Source organism: Nocardioides carbamazepini (assembly GCF_024614185.1).
Classification (GTDB): domain Bacteria; phylum Actinomycetota; class Actinomycetes; order Propionibacteriales; family Nocardioidaceae; genus Nocardioides; species Nocardioides carbamazepini.
In genome coordinates this window covers 441,109-459,029 of record NZ_JAHTLF010000016.1, presented here as the reverse complement: position 1 = coordinate 459,029, position 17,921 = coordinate 441,109, and the positions used below count along the sequence as shown (strand labels likewise).

Below are 17,921 nucleotides of genomic sequence, written 5' to 3'. Positions count from 1 at the left end.
GGGCGAGACTCAGAGCGTGCGGCGACGATCGAGGGTGTCGCGGAGGGCCTCGCCGATCAGGTTGAAGGCGAGCACGACGGCGACCAGGCACAGACCGACGGGGTAGATCAGCCACCAGTAGCCGGACAGCAGGTAGTTCACACCCGCGGACAGCTGGCCGCCCCAGTCCGTGTGCGGGTAGCTCAAGCCGAAACCCAGGAACCCGAGAGTGGCGACAGCGAGGATGGCGTCGGCCACCTGGAAGGTGATGTTGACGACGACGACGCCCAGGGAGTTGGGAATCAGATGGCGGAAGACGAGGCTCGGCCCGCTGGCGCCCATCGAGCGGGCAGCGAGCACGTAGTCACGGGTCTTGAGGCTGAGTACCTCGGCTCGGACGAGGCGGGCGGGGATCAGCCATGAGAAGAGACCGAGGATCAGGCTGAGCGACCAGGCCGATGAGTTGAACTTGGTCGACACGATCAGCACAACGAAGAGGAACGGCACCGACATCATCACGTCGACGAAGCGCATCATGACGGCATCCACGATCCCCCCGGCGAGACCAGCGGTCGCGCCGTACAGCGTGCCGATGACGGTCGCCACGAGGGCCGCGAACACCCCGATCTGGAGCGACGCCCGGCCCCCCTCCATCAGGCGCCCGAGGACGTCGAAACCCTGCGAGTCGGTGCCGAGCGGGTGCTCCCCAGATGGCGGCAGGAACGCCTTCAGGGGGTCGACGTCGACCTGGTTGGTCGAGTAGATCAACGGGCCGAGGAAGCACACCGCGACGATCGCGAGCGCCAGTACGACCCCTACGAGTCCGATCGTGCCGCCGAACGGCGATCCGGTGCGGAGCCGCCGCAGCAGTTCCACCCGTCGCCGCCCGGCGAGGACCTCGGCGGCCCCGACCACCTGACCGGAGTCGGCTCCGGCGCTCATGACAGCTCGATCCGCGGGTCGACGATCGCGACGAGGAGGTCGCCGATCAGGTTGCCGAGCACGGTCAGCACGCCTCCGATGAGGGTGTAGGCAAGAAGCACGGGATAGTCCTCGCGAGCCAGGCTGTTGATGAACAGCAGGCCCAGGCCGGGATAGTTGAACACGGACTCGATCACCAGGTTCCCCGCCAGCAGTGCCGGCACCGAGACGCCGACCAACGTGATGAGCGGCAGGCTGGAGTTGCGCAGCAGGTGGCTGCGCACGATCTTCCTTTCGGAGACACCCTTGGCGCGCGCCACCTTGATGTAGTCCTGGCCGAGCTGGTCGAGGGCTGCGGAGCGCTGATAGCGGGCGAAGATCGCGATGTTCGCAGCAGCGAGCGTCAGGATCGGCAGCAGCATCGCGCGCGGATCGGTGAAGATCACGAACGCCGAGCGCGACTGCGACGCCTGGGCCGGCAGCAGCTGGAGTTGCACGGAGAAGATCTCGATCGCGACGACGGCGAGGAAGAACTGCGGGCTGGCGTACAGCATGAACGTGGCGGCGGTGATCGCCGAGTCGCTCCGCCTGTTGCGGCGGCGAGCCTGGTAGATGCCGAGGGGCACGGCGACCGCGAGCGCCAGGAGCAGCGCGGCCAGCGAGAGCATCGCGCTTCGGCCGGCGTTCTGGGCGAGCAGCTCGCCGACGTCCTGGTTGAGCTTGTAGGACCGGCCCAGGTCTCCTTGGACGAGACCCTGCACGTAGGAGAGGTACTGGACGACGACCGGCCGGTCGAAGCCCTCCTTGTGGTTGAACGCATCGACTGCCTCGGGCGATGCGGAGGGTCCCAGGACGGAGCGCCCCGGGGCGCCCGACATGGCGTTCAGGAGCAGGAAGACGACGATCGAGATGCCGATCACGACGACCAGCGAAGTGGCGAGTCGCCGGGCGAGATAGCGGGCCATCGTGTCTTCCTCCTTCTGGTCCGGGGTGCCGCCCGGCGGACGGCACCCCGGAGGACGGGCTCGTAGGTGGAACTAGGCCGTTTCTCCCATTCCCTGGCGGTGCCCAGCCCGCCCCGCACGCACGCCGGCGGCGTTGCCGACGCTCGACGTGCGCCCAGCATGCCTTCGCGCCGGCGCCTGGCCATCGCACGCGCGGGACGACCTGGGCATCCACCGAGGAATGGGAGACACGGCCTAGCCGGCGTAGTACCAGAACTCGGGCGTCAGGAACCCCTGCGTGATGTTGGCGAAGGCGTCCGGGTCACCGGAGAGCGTCTTCTTCCAGACCACGATGTTCGACGGGTTGGGCATGTAGAGGACCGGCAGATCCTTGCCGAGGAAGGTGGCCTCGTTGGACAGCGCCTTGGGGTCCTCGCCCGAGATCGACTCGTTCATCAGGCTGTCGGCCTCCTCACTGGAGTAGTGGCCGGCGTTGTAGGCACCCTCGGTGCTCCAGATGAGGCTCGCGGTCGGGTAGCCGCCCAGGTTGATCGGGCCCGAGTCCTGCACCGCCCACTTGTCCTTGTTCTCCGGGGCGAAGTTGTTGTCGTAGTTGGAGTACATGAAGTTCGTGGCCTTGGCCGCCGACTCGATCGTGATGCCGACCTTCTTGGCGGCCGCGATGAACGCGGTGTTGCGGGCCGCGATCGAGGTCGGGCTGTTGGCGTAGAAGAGGTTGAAGCTCAGCTTCTGGCCCTCGGGAATGCCCTCGCCGCACTGGTCGTCGCCGGCTCCCGGGCGGACGCACGTGGTCTCTCCGTGGTCGACCACCTTCCAGCCGTGATCCTCGAGCAGCTTCTTCGCGGTCTCGATGCTGTACGGGTACGGCGCCTTGTCGCCGAAGCCGGGGGCGTTGGCGGAGGCCGCCGAGACCGGGCTGTAGCTCTCCGCGGCGGCGCCGTTGTAGATCCCCTTGCTCTTGATGTAGCCGGGCTGGTCGATCAGGTGCTGCAAGGCCTGCCGCAGGTAGGGCTGGGCGATCATCTTGTCGAAGTTGTTGGTGGTGTTCTCGAAGTTGAGGAACAGGGAGTTGACCTGCCCCTCCTTCGGCATCCCGTAGTAGTTGTAGCCGGTCGACTCGAGGGTCGGCAGTTGGTCGATATAGCTCGAGTCGAGCAGCGCCACGGTCAGGTTGCCGGCTCGGACCTGGTTGAACACCGCTGCGGGCGAGGTGAACGGGAGGTAGTTGACCTCATCGACCTGCGCGGCCTGCGGTCCGCTGTACTCCTCGTTCGGGACCAGGGTGAAGCCACCGGTGGAACTGTCGAAGCCCTTGAGCTTGAACGGCCCGTTGACGACCGACCACAGCGGGTTGGTGGCGAACGACTTCTGGTCCTGCGACGCCTTGTGCAGGTAGTCGAAGGTCGCCTTGGCGTTGGCCGGGTCCCTGAAGTCGATGATCGGGCCGTCGTCCGAGGCCTTGCTCCAGCTGTGGGCCGGCAGCGGGATCAGGTTGCCGAGGACGAAGGCGTCGAAGTAGCCCGGGTTGTACGCGGTCGTCAGCGTCAGAGTGACCGTGTGCTCGTCGGTGGCCTCGACCGACGCCAGGTCGTCGGGGAACTGGCCGGGGGTGTAGTAGCTCCAGTTCGACGCGTCCTCCTTCAGCGCGGCGCGGATGAGCTCGATCGAGAAGACGAGGTCATCCGCGACGACCGGCTCGCCGTCGGACCACGTGTAGGAGTCCTTGAGCTCGATCGTGATCGTCTTCCGGTCGCTGCTGTACTCGGGAGGCTCAGCGATGCTGAGCTCGTCGTTGACCGCGGCCGTGGCTCCGGTGGAGCGCCAGTAGAGCGGGCGCCAGAGCTGCGAGGGCGCGACCGTCGTGCCGTTGAAGACCGCCGGTACGTTGGGGTAGATGTAGTTCGGCGCCAGGCCCGGCGAGAGTGCGATGTCCACGGTCCCGCCGGCCTGGACGGTATCGGCGGCCTCCGGGATCGACCCGAAGCCCTTGTCCCCGCTCACGGTCGGGGTCTTGCCGTTCCCTCCACCGCCGCCACAGGCCGCGAGGGAGCCCGCCAGCAGGAGCGCCACGCCGGCGCGCACCATGCTCGATCGCCTGATTGCCTTCATGCTGATTCTCCAACCCTGGGGGTCTCGCGGCACTGGTTTCTCCGAGTCGCACCGTGGCCGACTGCTATGTGAACTGTGAGTCCATCGTTGGTGGTCTGCGCCACGGGGGTCTTTGGACGATCTGACGATTCGCTCCGTCATGTGTCGTCAGCCGACACGAAGAGGGAAGTGACAAGCGACCTTGTGCCCGGCACCGAGATCGATCAGCTCCGGCTCCCGGACCGCACAGATGTCGTCGGCGAGCGGACAGCGGGTCCGGAACCGGCAGCCCGACGGCGGATCGATCGCGCTCGGCAGCTCCCCAGTGACGGCCGCCGCGGGCTTGGCCCGCTCGACATCGGGGACGGGCTCGGGAATCGCGGCGATGAGGCCTGCGGTGTAGGGATGGGCGGCGGCTTGGTAGATGTCCTCGCCGGCCCCCTCCTCCACGAGCTTGCCGAGGTACATCACGCCGATGCGATCGGCGAGGTACTTCACGACCGCCAGGTCGTGAGAGATCACCAAGGAGGTCAGGCCGAGATCGGCCTGCAGGTCCTTCATCAGATTGAGGACCTGCGAGCGCACGGACACGTCGAGCGCGCTGACCGGCTCGTCGGCCACGAGGACCGACGGATGGACGGCGAGAGCACGCGCCAGACCGACCCGCTGACGCTGGCCCCCGGAGAGCTCGTGCGGGAGTCGCTCGAGCACGCTGGTCGGAAGCCCGACGGCGTCGAGCAGGTCGCGCACCCGTGCGTCCTGCGCGGAGCGGTCCGCGTCACCGGCGAGGCGCAGGGGCTCCCTGATGATCGCGGCGACCCGCAGACGGGGGTCGAGAGAGGCGTAGGGATCCTGGAACATCATCTGGATCGGACGTCGCCTACGTCGGCCCTCCCCGCCCTTGAGCGGTTCGAGGTCGAGGCCGTCGAGCCGGATCTCCCCTGCGGTCGGGCGTTCGAGGCCGATGATCGTGCGGCCGAGGGTCGACTTGCCACATCCTGACTCCCCCACGAGGCCATAGGTCTGGCCCGGGGCGATCTCGAAGCTGACGCCGGCCACCGCGCTGAGGCGGGCCGAGGCCCCGAACCAGCCACGACGGACGTCGTACTCCTTGACCAGGCCGGAGACCGCCAGACGCGGGGGAGTCGCGTCCTCGACGGTCTCCTCGTGCCGGCTGTCGTTCGCCTGGCGGCGAGCCACGAGCACCGGCGAGCTCTGGGGCGGCATCGGATGCCAGCACGCGAAGGCGTGGCCCGGCATGTGCTCGATGAGCTCGGGAGCCAGCGCGGTGCAGGCGTCGCTGACGCGCCGGCAGCGCGAGGCGTAGGGACAGCCCGCGGACCTCTCCGAAAGGTCGGGGGGCAGTCCGCTGATCGAATAGAGCCTGGCCGACCGGTCCTGGTCGAGCAGCGGGATCGAAGCGAGGAGGTCGTGGGTGTAGGGGTGCCGCATCGCCGCGAAGAGATCCTCGGTGTCGGCGGCCTCGGCGATCCGTCCCGCGTACATGACGTTGACCCGGTCCGCTCGGCCAGCGATCACTCCCATGTCGTGGGTGATCAGGATCATCGCCATGCCGAGACGTTCCTTGAGGCCGTCCAGGAGGGTGAGCACCTGCGCCTGCATGGTGACGTCGAGCGCTGTCGTCGGCTCGTCGGCGATGATCACCTTCGGCTCGCAGGCGAGTGCCATCGCGATCATCACCCGCTGCCGCATCCCTCCGGACAGTTGGTGCGGATAGTCCCCCAGCCGTTCCGCCGGCCGGGGGATCCCCACCAGTGAGAGGACCTCGGCGGCCCGCTCCCAGGCCTCCTTGCGTGAGGCGCCACGGTGGATCCGGACCGGCTCCGCGATCTGGTACCCGATCGTGCGCGTGGGATTGAGCGAGGTCAGGCTGTCTTGGAACACCATGGCGATGTCGTTGCCCCGCACCTGGCGGTAGTCCGTCTCGCTGAGCGACCGGAGATCGCGACCACCGAGGGTGACGCTGCCTCCGGTGATGGTCCCGCCGGGCGGCAGCATCCCCATGATGGCCGCTCCTGTCATCGACTTGCCGGACCCCGATTCCCCCACCAGGCCCAGCGTCTCTCCCGCGCTGATGTGCAACGACACCCCGGAGACCGGCTGCAGCCGGCGGCCGTGTGCCTCGATGGCGACGGTCAGGTCACGTACGTCGAGAACCCGCGTCGCGCTGACCGTGCCGAGGTCGGCGGCGGCGCTCACGACTGCCGCATCCCCTCGACCGCCGCGCGCGCCGCGAGGCCGATCGCGCGGTCGGCCGCGGGCATCCGATCGGAGACGCGCGTCGAGCGGAGGAAGATCGCCACGGCGTACCTGGTCCCATCGGGGTAGGTCACGACACCGGCCTCGTTGCGGACGCCGGGCAGCGTGCCCGTCTTTCCGGCGACCGCGACACCGTCGGGGAAGCCGGATGTCAGCCGGTGGCTCCACACCTGGTCGGCCATGATGTCGCGGACGATCGCGCAGGCGCGGGGGTCGGACTTCTCGTCGTTCCAGATCGCCGACAGCAGCCGGGTGATGTCGCGTGCGGTCGAGCGCTGGACGCTCCGCCGAGGATCACATGCGCGGAGCGCCGGCAGGGTCGCGTCGTTCGTCGCGGCAGCGACCGCGTCGAGGCTCTCGCTCGACGCGATGCCGAGGTCCTCGTACATGCTCCCGAAGACGGCCTCACAGCCGCCGCCGATCACGGTGCTGTCGAGATCCAGGTCCTCGAGCACCGCGGTCACCGCCTCGAGGCCGACCCGATCGAGGATCACGTCCGTCGCGGCGTTGTCGCTCAGCGTGAGCATGAGACCGGCCAGGTCGCGCAGGCTCATGCGCACCTCGTCTCGACAACCACCCGTGCCGATGCCGCCCACGCGGTAGCGCGAGGGCACGATCACCTGCTCTGTGGCGTCGAGACGCCCGCCAACCACCGCACGGGCGTATGCTAACGCGACCGGGATCTTGAAGACCGAAGCGAGCACGACCGGGTCGTCGGCTCTCACCGCGACCTCGATGTCGTCGCGTTCGACGTGGCGTGCGTGGACGGAACCGGTCACCTCGGCATCGGTGAAGATGCCCTCGATCTGCTCGGTGGGACTCACGTCATCTCCTCTCGGTCCGTCGGCCAGGCCGCCGGGACTGCCACGCTAGGAATCCGGCGATCGAATCGCACCGTCCGCGACGACCAAAGGCGGTGCCGGAGTTGGACTTCTCGACGAAGCCCGTCGATGTCGCAGGCGCACGCGCTCACTGCGCGACCGCCCGGACCGGGCGGCCGGGCAGCACGTCCAGGCGCAGGACGTCGTTCTCGACCAGGAGCTCACCGCCGACCACGACCGCGGCGTAGCCCGTCGAGGCTCGCGTGCCGGCGTCGTACGTCGCGTGGTCGGTGACCGTGTCGGGGTCGAACACGACCAGGTCGGCATCAGCACCCGTCCGGATCCGTCCCTTGGTCCTCATCGCGGGGACGAACGGCTCCAGGATCTGCGCGGGTCCGAGCGTGCACTGGTGGATCGCGTCGACCAGCGACACCGTGCCGAGCTCCCGCACGTACCGCCGCAGGTAGCGGGAGAAGGTACCCGCGCCGCGGGGGTGCACGGTCAGGTCCGGCGGCGGCCACGCCTGCGGGTCCGCAACTGCCGCCGGCCAGCTGAGCGGCATCGCGTCCGAGCCGATGACGGTTCCGGGGAAGCCGAGCGCGCGGCGGAGCACCTCCTGGTCCCGAGGCTCGTGCTCGTCGAGGTAGTGGATGATCGCGACCGCGCCCGGGTCGGTGGCGCGCAGATGGTCCAGCCGCGCTGCGTCGGCGATCCGCTCGCCGGTCGGCGAGTAGACGATCGACGCGGGCGTGAGCCGGTGCTCGTGCAGTCGGTTCGGCGCGAGGAAGTCGGCGCTGATCGAGGTGGCCGCGGCGCCGTACGGGTAGGCCTCGGTCGTGACCCGCGCGGGTGAGCGCTCGATGAGATCGTGCACGCGGTCGATGTCCCACAGCGAGGTGCTGTTGATGTGGCAGTAGTGGCTGTGGGCCCCGGTCGACTCCGCCGCCCGCACCAGCTCCTCCGCCCCGTCGATGACCGCGTGCGGCACGTGCTCGACCAGGTCGCGGGCGTGGGTGAACGTCGCGGTGCCGGTGTCGGCGGCCACCGCCGACATCCGCACGTACTCGGCGGGATCGACACCCGGCGCATAACCCACCAGGAGCCCGATCCCGATGGCGCCGTCGGCCAGGTCCCGGCGCAGATGCTCCTCGATCCGGTCGAGCTGGCGGTCGCTCGCCGTGCGCTTCCACGCGGGATCACCGAAGTGGCCGAGGATGTCGACCAGCTCGCCGGTCGGCAGGGCACCGACGTGGAGCATCCGCGCCTGCTGCCATGACGTGGAGTATCCGTAGTTGATCGGCCGACCTTCCTCGCCGGCCCGGGCGTAGTGGCCGGCCACGTCCAGCAGCCCACCCTCCAGGTCGAGTGCAGTGGTCACTCCGTCCCGAGCGTGCAGCCGACCGCCGGCAACGGTCTGCGCATGGCTGTGCAGGTCGATCCATCCGGGAGCGACCACGAGACCATGCGCCTCGACGGTGTGCCGGGCAGTGATCGCGTCCGCCGTCACACTCGCGATGCGGCCGCCGACGATCCCGACGTTGCGCTCCGCGTCCAGCCCGGTCTCGGGGTCGACGACCCGCCCGCCCACGATCGCCAGGTCGTGCGAGGCTCCGGAGCGGCTCATCCCTGGACCTCACGAAGTCTCATGGTCCCACCGTCGCGCCCGCGTGCTGGTCGTCGCCTCATCGATCCGTACGAAATCGACCGCGGCGCGTCGTCGGAATGCGAGACGTCCCGCCCAGCAGCCACGCTTCTCAGCGCGGCTGCTGCGCGCGCGAGCGGAGGTAGCCGTCGATGATGTCCCGCATACGCTCACCGCCGAACGGATCGCCGTGACCGGGGTAGACGACCTCGATCTCCAGCGACCGCAGCCTGCGCATGGTGTGCACATAGGCGGCGATGTCGGACTCGTGCAGCTGGTCGAGCAGCTCGCCGTCGTAGATGACGTCGCCGCTGAACAAGGCGGCGTCGGATTCGTCGTACAGGCACACGCAACCGGGGGTGTGGCCAGGCAGGTGGAGGACACGGAGCTGCCGGTCGCCGAGGTCGATGACGTCGCCCTCGTTCAGCTCGGTCGTAGCAGGAGCAGCGGTGATCGCGTACTCGTCGACCTCGTAGGTGGGCATCGGCAGCGCCTCGACGAGCAGTTCGGGCAGTGCCCACTCCTGGCCCATCAGCCGGGCGAGCTCCGGGCCGCGCAGGGAGGCCGCGAGAGCACCGTCGATCTCGCACGCTGCGTGCATGCGCCGGTCGTCGAACTCGTGGGCCGCCCCGACGTGGTCGAGGTGGGCGTGGGTCACGACGAGGATCGGATCGTGCTCGAAGAGCGAAGGCAGGTGCTCCCGCAACGAGACGACGCCCAGACCGGCGTCGACGACCAGGTCGCGCTCACGGCCGCGGACGTGCCACATGTTGGCCCGGAGCAGCCCATGCACCCAGGGCTCCTCCACGCGGGAGATGCCCGGCGCGATGCTCTCGACACGGAACCAATCTGCACCCGGAGCGGGTCCTGCACCCATACCAGTGTCCTTCATGATCGACAGCTTTGATGTGGCGGACCTGCCGACCGGCGCCAGGGACCGGCCGGCGGCGACGTACGCGACGGCCCCGACTGTGTCAGACGGCCGGGGAGTCGAAGAAGGTGGCGCGCGCGACGATCAGTGAGTCCCGCACCGTGAAGAAGTCCGCGAAGCCCAGGTCGACCTGCGAGCCATCCTTCAACCGGCCGGTGAAGCGGCCGGCCACCGCGACCTGTGTCGGGTCGGAGCCACTGACCACCTGGGCGATGCGGTGTTGACCTGCCTCGATGACTCTGTCGCTCCCGTAGAACTGCAGCAGGGCCTGGCGACCGACCATCGGCGGATATCCGGGCCGCCGGTACGCCGCCTCCTCGGAGAAGAGGCTGACCACCGCGGCCGCGTCCGCGGTGTCGACGGTGTGGTAGTAGAGGCGCACCAGGGCGTCGCCGCTCAGTTCACTCACGCCTGCGCCAGGGTCCGGGCCCGGCCGCCCCGGCGCTGCGCCAGGATCTCCTGAGCACGTGCCCGGGCCGCGCCGACCGGGGTGACGCCAGCGCGGGACGCGGACTCCAGCAGGTCGGTGACCAGGTCGCCGATCGCGGTCACGGCGGTCCGGATGTCGTCCACGCCGCCACCGGTCCTGCGGACATGGACGAACCGAACACCACCCGAGTTCGCCACGAAGTCCGGGACGAACAAGATGCCGGCGGCGGCCAGGTCGTCCGCACACGCGTCGTCGTCGAGCGTGTCGTTGGCACCGCCGGCGACGATGGTGCACCGGAGCCGCGCAAGGGTCTCGCGGGTGATCACCCGGGCCACGGCGCAGGGACTGTAGACGTCACAGGGATGGTCGAGGACCCCGGAAGGGTCCACGACCGCGCCTCCGACGGCGCGGGCGACGTCCGCGGCACGCGCGGCGTCGACATCCGACACGTCCACGAGTGCGCCCGCTTCGGCCAGCTGGGCCGCCAGCGATGCTCCGACGTGCCCGACGCCTTGGACCAGCACGCGGACGTCCTCGAGCGAGTCCGTGCCCGACCGGTGCCGCACCGCGCTGCGGATGGAGTGGAACACGCCGGCCGCGGTCCACGGCGACGGATCCTCGTCCGCACAGGTGGTGTCGGCCCCCATCTCCGCCATCAGCTGCATGTCGTCCGGGCTCGTCCCCATGTCGACACCCGGCAGATAGGCACCGCCGAGGTCCGCCACGAACTGGCCGAACCTCCGGATCAGTCGCTCTCGGTCGCCGGGGTCGCCGGGGTCGCCGTCGGTCATGATGACCGACTTCGCCCCGCCGTACGGGATGCCGGCGAGTGTGTTCTTGACGGTCATCGCGGCGGCCAGTCGCTGTGCTTCGTCGATCGCGCTTCCGACGGTCGGGTAGGAGCGCATGCGGACGCCGCCGAAGCCGGGACCCGAGGTGGTGTCGTCGATGGCGATCACCGCCCGCAGTCCGGCGTCGGCATCGGAGCAGATCACGAGCCGTTCGGTGGTGAGGTGCTCCGGCACGTCACTTACCTGCATTCGGGCCTCCAAGTCGCGTTCAGGCGCCGGCGCCGGCGATCGGCCACGGCGGGGCATCACGCTCCCAAGGCCTTCGCTGCGACGCAATGACTGCGCACCAAGTGCGCACAACTCGCCGTCATCAGCGGCGATGTCCCGATATGGGCGTACGATGCGATCGTCTGACGCACGATCTTGACTGAGGGGACGACGTGGACCGACTCGATCGAGCCATCATCGACCTACTGCGGCACGACGCCCGCGCGCCGGTGAGCGAGATCGGAAGACGAGTCGGTCTCTCCAGCGCCGCCACCGGTCGGCGTATCGCCCGGCTCGAGTCCAGTGGGGTCATCCAGGGCTACGTCACGCTCGTCAACGACGATGATGTCGGCGGCCTGGACGCCTTCGCGGAGCTGCGCCTGAGTGGAGAGACGAGCGGAGACAGCATGCAGCACATCGCCCATCGGGTACCGGAGATCACGCAGTACTACGTGATGGCCGGCGATCCCGACGTGCTGGTGCGGTTCCAGGTGGCCAACGTCGGCCACCTCCATACGGTGGTCAACACGCTCCGCCGCATGGAGAACGTCACCGACACGAAGACGTTGATGATCCTGGCCGCGTGGGATCGACGAACGAATGACCCATCCCCACAAGGCGATGCCTGAGGAGCTCTGGGCATCCGACCTCGGCTCCGCATGCAGCCAGAAGGTCGCGGCCGTTCGACGTGGCCGCGGGCACGCAAGGCGACTCCGGGATGGCCCCGCCTTGCGGCTGGGCCGGGCCGCGCGGACGTCGTACCCGACGTGGGCCGCCGGCATGGTGCCGGCGGCCCACCCTCGGCTCAGTTCGGCTGCTGCGTGACGCCGACCTCGTCCTCCTCACGTCGGCGGCTCACGAGGAATCCACCGGCGAGCAGGGCGAGCAGGCCGGCCGCGACGATCCACCAACCGGGTCCGCCGGTGTTCGGCAGCATCGAGCCTCCCGCGTCGCCCGAGTCACCCGGACCGCCGGAGTCACCCGGTCCGCCCGGATCGCCCGGGACACTCGGAACGCCGGGGTCGCCGGGCTTCTCCGGCGGCACCTCGCCACAGGCGGTGTCGGTACGGACCTCGTCGTCCACGGTGAGCCGGGCTTCGTTGAGGTAGCCCGTACCGGTCTCCGACCCGACCAGCTGACAGTCCCGCGCCGCCTGCGTGACGCTGGTCGGGACCGTCGCCTCGACCGTCACCTTGTAGACGTGCGTGGCACCACCGGCGATCGTCTTGTCCTCCACGAGCGTGGTGTGGGCGGCGCCGTCGAAGGCCGGATCGGTCGCGATGTCCCCGGGTGCGGTGTTCGACGCCTTGACCGAGTCGATCCCGATGTCGCCTCCGAACCTCAGCTTGTCGGCCAGGTCGTAGGTACCGACAGCTGTTCCTGCGTTCTTGACCACGAGTTCGTAGGTCACCGTCGCCTTGCGAGCCTGGTCAGGAGCGGTCTGGCCGACGAGCAGCTTGTCGATCGTGATGTCGACGTTGCGGTCGATGACCAGGCCCTGGTCCCACGTGAGGTCGGACGAGTTCGGGGCAAGCGTGAACTCGACGGTCTCGCCTGTCGTGATGTCGCCATCGGAGTCAGCCGCATCGTCGCTCCCCGCGTCCTGGGTGGTGAACGTCGTGTTCGACGTCAGGGCGTTCGGGTCGAAGGTGACCTTGTACGTGCCCGAGGCCAGTCCCTCGAAGGAGTACTTCCCGTCGGCGCCCGTCGTGGTGCTCAGACTGACGGGATTGCCGTCGAGGTCCTCACCGACCAGCGTCACCGGGAAGTTCGGCACACCAGGCTCGTCAGCGTCCTGGATGCCGTCCTTGTCGAGGTCCTCCCAGACGAGGTTGCCGACCGACGACTCGATGATCTCGATCTTCCGCTGGGCAGGACCGACCGGTTGCGTCACTCCCTGGGCGCGACCTGCGGTCACGTTCTCGTAGACGTCGCCACCCTTGTTCTCGGTCGGCGTCATCACGATGTCGACCGACATCGCGTCGGCGGGCGTGAAGTCACCGGGCCGCAAGAACCGCAGTCCGGTCACGTCCGACTCCCCGCTCGGGCAGTCCGCCGCGGTCCCGGTGCCGGAGATCACGGCGCCGCCGTCGGCGGCGTCGCACCACACGGTCGCACCCGCGGCGCCGTTGGACGCGTGGTCCGGATCTGCGTGCAGGCTGGCCGGCGCCTGTGCGGTGTAGAGGATCGTGATGCCTGTCCCCGCCGAGACCGCCGCCGAGGTGAACGTGAGGTCACCCGTGAAGTGGGTGCCCCCGAGGCCCTGTGCCGGCAGCACGTCGATCACGTCGACGTCCGACACGTCGATCGGTGAGTCGATGTTGGCGAAGTCCACGGTCCACTTCAGCGTCCGGGGCGTCTGCACGCCGTCGGGGTTGATCTCCACGATGCTCTGCGGAGTCGACTTGGCGATCTTGATGCCGGTCGGCAGGACCAGCTGGATCTGCGCCTCGTCGTCACGCGCCGAAGCCGGCGACGGATCCTTCGAGGAGCTGACCAGCGTCGTGTTGGTGTACACGGCGTTGCGCGCGGTCTCGAGGATCTCGACCGTGTAGACGATCGGGTCGATGGTCTCGTTGACGACGCTCTCGCCCAGGTCCCACTTGACGTAGATCCGGCCGGCCGGGCACGCCAGCTCGGAGCCGGCAGGAGCACCGTCCTGCACCAGGACCGGTGTGATCGGGTCACCGTTGCCGCGCTTGGAGGAGACGAACTGCTGGTACTCCGGCAGGCAGTCCTCCACGACGGCGTCCGCGGTCACACCCGCCGGCACGTCCGCGGTCAGCGTCGGGTTGAGACGGTAGTCCACCTGCGAGCCGGCCGTGTACTGCGGCACCGCGCTGTCGGTGAACTCGCCTGTTCCCGGATGCTTGACGAACTTGTTGATTCGGGCCGTGACACCACCGATCGTCAGGCGGTCGCCCCACGACGACTGGTGCGTCTCGGGGTCGTAGCTCGACGTGTCGTAGGCCTTGGGGTCGTTGATCACGCCGTCCATGTCGGTCAGTCCTTCGACCCACTTGCGCGAGCCCCAGTTGCCGATCACGTCACCGAGGTCACCGGCGTCGTCCCGAACGGTCTGGCCGATCGCGAGGTTGACCGCGAAGCTGTCCCCGTTGCCGGTGTAGTCCGAGCTGAAGGAGACGCGGACCCGGTTGACCCCGGAATAGACGCCGTCCGCGTCCAGCACAGCACCGGGTACCGCACTCGGGCTGTCGTACCAGGTGCCCGTCGAGCAGTCGGACGCTGCTCCCGGACCGGCCGGGCCACTGGCGTACTCGATCTTCAGGTTGCGCAGGTCGGTGATCGGCTGGTCGGTGCCGATGCCGTTGCGGAAGTACGAGATCCAGGCGGCATCACCGTTGGAGGGCCGGAGGTTCTCTGCCGGACCCGTTCCCGCGTAACTGCCAGGGGTCAGGCCGAGCTGGGCGTCGTCCCAGACGTCACAGCCCACGTAGGTGCGGGAGAACTCGGTGCCCGACTGCGGCACGCCGTTCCAGGAACTGAACTGCAGGTTGCTGAGGACCGGCTGTCCGGGCAACACGACGGTGTTGCCGTCGTGGACCGTTCCGGAGCCGGGCGGGCCCTCATAGAGGTAGCCGGACATCCAGCTGAAGTCACCGCGGGACGTGTTCTTGGCGTAGCCGATCGGGCTGGAGAAGAACTTGTCGAACCCCTCGCCGGCTCCACCCTCCGACTGCCGCATGGACAGCACAGCGGTGCGGTTGTTGTTCGCGACGACCTCACCGGTGTTGGGGTTGCCTGCGACGTCGGTCATCTCGACGTCCACGAAGGTGTTCTCGGTCGGCAGCGTCTTGGTGACGCCGTCGGCCCCGAGGACGCCCAGGTCGCGGATCGCGTCGACCGGGATCTGCAGCTTGATCTCGTACGAGATCACGTAGCCGGTGTCGGCGTCGATGGCTGCGCCGGTCCCGAAGATCGTGGTGGGGACGTGATAGCCGGTGGTGTCGGCATCGGTGATCGTGATGTTCACCGGGGTGCCGGTGCCGCCGGGCTGCTGGCAGTCGATCGCGCCGGAGTCGCTCACCGTGTGCTTGTCAGGCGGGTTGCCGCGGCTGTAGGGCAGCCCGGTGTACATCGTCTGGACATCACGGCACGCACTCAGCCGGGGGGCATAGGCAGCTGTCGCCGCGGCTTCGGAACCGACCGTCGCCACGGCCTGGGCCCAGGCCGTGGCACCGAAGAACGCGGCCGGGGTCAGGTCGTCGGTCAGGGTGATCGGAGAGGCCAGCGGCGTGACGCCCTTGCCGCCGGACGGTGCGTCGACCGTGAGCGGGTAGTAGACGGTGCGGCAGGTCCTGCTGGTGTCGAACTCGCACTCCTGGAAGCCCGGGTCCTGGTTGTACGGGCCGGTGTTCTCCGCGACCGCGGTCCCCCGCTTGGAGACGTCGAACTGGGCGGCGGCCGACACCGTGTGCTCGACGGTGTTGGACTCGGCCGGCGTGGTGACCTGGTCGGAGGTCGCGGTCGCCTTGACCGGGTCGAGGTCGGTGCCGTTGGGGACCTCGGGGCGGACCTTGGCGATGAAGTCGTAGTCCAGTGACGTGCCCTGGGTCTGGTCGTCCACGACGCAGACCACGGTCTGGGTCGGCAGGGACTGGTAGGACGTGCTGGTGACCGGGATGGCAGGATCGCCGACGCTGGCCGGCGTGACCGAGGATCCGGCCAGGCAGAACGGCGGCAGCTGCACGAGCTCCTCGCCCTGCGGGAGGGTGAAGGTGATCGCGGGGTCGGTCTGGTCCTCACCCTCGTAGCGGACGCCCACCGTGTAGGTCACGGTGTCGTTGGTCCGCACGATGTCGTTGTCGGCGCTCGAGTCGTGGCCCGGAGCATCGTCGGGGTCGAAGTCCGGGGTGCCGGTCTTCTGGGCGAGCGTGACGCTGAGCGTCGGTTCGCCCAGCGCTGCCAGGATCATCGCCATGAGGCCCGTCGCGTTGTGCTTCCGGGGCTCATCGGACTTCTCGGCCTCCGGTTCGCCCTCCTCGTCGGGCCCGGGCGTCTTGCTCTGCTTCTCCGGCTCTGGCGACGCGGACTGCTTCTCCGGCTCCGGCTCCGGCTCCGGCGACTCGGTGGACTCCTCGGACGCTCCCTCGGACTCCGGCACATCGGTCGTCTCAGGCGCGGGTGACTCGGTCACCTCCTGGGGAGGCGGGTCGGACGCGGCGGGATCCCCGGCTACGCGGACCTCCGCGTCGGTAGCGGACGCCGCCGAGACAGGCAATCCGATCGTGAGGACGAGCAGGGCGCACGACACGGCGACGACCAGCTTGCGCCAGAGGTCGGCCGCTGGCGCGTGGGCCCAACGGGAGCAGAGAGGCATGACGTGGTTCTCCTCATGAAGCGACGGAACGTTTCGTTCGGGCGTGCCCGATCCATGTCGAGCTCCTCGAAAGGACGGGGAGACCGCGCCGCCATTACGCGGGCCCCGAGAACTTCCTGCCGACAGTCCCGGAATCGGCGCGGAGGTCATCGGAGCCGGCGCGGGCCGGCTCCGCTGGCGGCCGCCCCAGGTCCTGGATCATCGAGACGGCATCGGCCACCTCTGCTGGCAGCGGCACGACACCGACTCTCGCCGCGTGTCCATCCGAGGCCAGCCGAAGCCGGGTCGTGATCGACTCCGCCAGGTCGGCGGCCCGCATCACGAGGGCCTCCTGCCGATGGACCACGACAGCGACCCGACGAGAGCTCACCGCGGCCCCCACGACACCCGCGGTCCCGAACCAGGCGTCGAGTGTGTCAGCGACTACGGCGATCCGCAGCCTTCGTCGGAACTGCTTCTCGTTGCGGCGACCAACGTCGTCTCGTCTGCTGACGACGTCGACGACCACCAACACCCGGTCCTCCAAGCCGCCGCCCCGCCCGCCCAACCACTCGACGTGTGTCGTCAGGTGGTCGACGGAGGACAGGCCGGTGATGGGGTCCGCGCACGTCAGTCGGTTGAGCCGGGTCATGAACGCGTCCGCCCACGTCCTGCCCGCCAACCGAAGCAGGTCGTCGTGCGCCGCGCGGTCGCCCGCATCGATCACCAGGTCCAGGTCCGCATACAGGACCTCCAGCGACTCGCCGTTCTCCGCATAGCTGGTCGCCAGGGCCCGCACCCGGTCGGCTGTCCCGTGGTGGCCCGTCACCCGGTCGGATGAGCCCTCCGGCCGCCCGAAGGCCGCGGTCATCGAGCCAGCTCCGCGATGAGGTGCGAGGCACCTTCGATCTCGTGTGGCAGGCCCTCGGTCCACACCCGGGGACGATGGCCTCGCTCAGTGACCCCCAGCCGGTCCGAGAGCGAGCGGTCGATGCGTCCGGCCAGCTCGCTTGCTGCCGGCCGGCGGTGCAGCAGCGCGGCGTAGCGCCTGCCCGACAACGCCGCGAGCACCGTCCCTGGCGGTGTCCGACAGATCAGCTCGTCCTTCAGCATCGCCAAGTGCGGAGAGGCCATGAGCTCGACAGGCAGCTCGGCGACCAACAGGACGTACGTGCTGGCGCCGGGGTGGGCCAGGAGGGGGCGCGACGGCTCACGCGCCAGCAGCAGCCGTACCTGGCTCTGCAGGTGCTGCACCGAGTGCAGCCCGGATGCCTCGTCGATGCAGCTGATCCGGTGGTACCGGGCCGAGTACGCGTCCGCCCATGCGAGGCTCACGCTCCTCCACGTGGCGCTGTCAGGCGGGGTCATCCCCTCCGCGGCCAGACAGGCGCTGAAGCCATCCAGGAAGACGTCGAGCGACTCCCCGTCCCGAGCGCACTGGGCGGCGACCTCCGCGGCCGCTGGCCGGGGATCGCGGCCGAGTCTG

At 69.1% G+C, this 17,921-nt stretch carries 13 protein-coding genes; 1 reads left to right on the top strand and 12 read right to left on the bottom strand.

The genetic code is table 11. The annotated features are described in order from the left end of the window. Nucleotides 1-9: 9 nt before the first annotated feature. The 9 genes from KVF89_RS14925 to KVF89_RS14885 all read right to left on the bottom strand — a co-directional run bounded on the left by KVF89_RS14925 (nt 10) and on the right by KVF89_RS14885 (nt 11,097). Nucleotides 10-921, bottom strand: coding sequence for an ABC transporter permease (locus tag KVF89_RS14925; protein WP_257426634.1), 912 nt, complete (start codon nt 919-921; stop codon nt 10-12). Next, entirely contained in the window at nt 918-1,865 is a 948-nt protein-coding gene (locus KVF89_RS14920; RefSeq protein ID WP_257426632.1) for an ABC transporter permease, read from the bottom strand. The genes KVF89_RS14925 and KVF89_RS14920 overlap by 4 nt, the downstream gene beginning before the upstream one ends. A 234-nt stretch (nt 1,866-2,099) precedes the next feature. After that, complete coding sequence (locus KVF89_RS14915; RefSeq protein WP_257426631.1) at nt 2,100-3,974, bottom strand: ABC transporter substrate-binding protein; 1,875 nt, start codon at nt 3,972-3,974, stop codon at nt 2,100-2,102. A 147-nt stretch (nt 3,975-4,121) separates the two neighbouring features. Then, the gene (locus tag KVF89_RS14910; protein WP_257426630.1) at nt 4,122-6,173 is read right to left on the bottom strand and encodes a dipeptide ABC transporter ATP-binding protein; all 2,052 of its coding nucleotides are present in this window, start codon (nt 6,171-6,173) and stop codon (nt 4,122-4,124) included. Then, nucleotides 6,170-7,057, bottom strand: coding sequence for a serine hydrolase (locus KVF89_RS14905; protein ID WP_257426629.1), 888 nt, complete (start codon nt 7,055-7,057; stop codon nt 6,170-6,172). Before KVF89_RS14905 ends, KVF89_RS14910 begins: the two co-directional genes overlap by 4 nt. 145 nt (nt 7,058-7,202) lie before the next feature. After that, on the bottom strand, nt 7,203-8,678 hold the full coding sequence (locus tag KVF89_RS14900; RefSeq protein ID WP_257426628.1) for an amidohydrolase family protein: 1,476 nt from the start codon (nt 8,676-8,678) through the stop codon (nt 7,203-7,205). A gap of 130 nt (nt 8,679-8,808) precedes the next feature. Beyond that, nucleotides 8,809-9,573, bottom strand: a complete 765-nt coding sequence (locus KVF89_RS14895) for an MBL fold metallo-hydrolase (protein ID WP_257426627.1) — start codon at nt 9,571-9,573, stop codon at nt 8,809-8,811. Nucleotides 9,574-9,670: 97 nt separating this feature from the next. Beyond that, nucleotides 9,671-10,036, bottom strand: coding sequence for a nuclear transport factor 2 family protein (locus tag KVF89_RS14890; RefSeq protein WP_257426626.1), 366 nt, complete (start codon nt 10,034-10,036; stop codon nt 9,671-9,673). Further along, entirely contained in the window at nt 10,033-11,097 is a 1,065-nt protein-coding gene (locus tag KVF89_RS14885; protein WP_257426625.1) for a Glu/Leu/Phe/Val dehydrogenase dimerization domain-containing protein, read from the bottom strand. Before KVF89_RS14885 ends, KVF89_RS14890 begins: the two co-directional genes overlap by 4 nt. 191 nt (nt 11,098-11,288) lie before the next feature. Here KVF89_RS14885 and KVF89_RS30430 point away from each other — a divergent pair, with 191 nt between their 5' ends. Continuing rightward, nucleotides 11,289-11,744, top strand: a complete 456-nt coding sequence (locus KVF89_RS30430; protein ID WP_257426624.1) for an Lrp/AsnC family transcriptional regulator — start codon at nt 11,289-11,291, stop codon at nt 11,742-11,744. A gap of 176 nt (nt 11,745-11,920) precedes the next feature. Here KVF89_RS30430 and KVF89_RS14875 read toward each other — a convergent pair whose 3' ends face one another. The 3 genes from KVF89_RS14875 to KVF89_RS14865 form a co-directional block, all read right to left on the bottom strand. Further along, nucleotides 11,921-16,456 (bottom strand): SdrD B-like domain-containing protein, encoded by a 4,536-nt coding sequence (locus KVF89_RS14875; protein ID WP_257426622.1) that lies wholly within the window; start codon nt 16,454-16,456, stop codon nt 11,921-11,923. A 94-nt stretch (nt 16,457-16,550) separates the two neighbouring features. Next, on the bottom strand, nt 16,551-17,306 hold the full coding sequence (locus tag KVF89_RS14870) for a hypothetical protein (RefSeq protein ID WP_257426619.1): 756 nt from the start codon (nt 17,304-17,306) through the stop codon (nt 16,551-16,553). Further along, complete coding sequence (locus KVF89_RS14865) at nt 17,303-17,770, bottom strand: hypothetical protein (protein ID WP_257426618.1); 468 nt, start codon at nt 17,768-17,770, stop codon at nt 17,303-17,305. Before KVF89_RS14865 ends, KVF89_RS14870 begins: the two co-directional genes overlap by 4 nt. Nucleotides 17,771-17,921 lie beyond the last annotated feature (151 nt).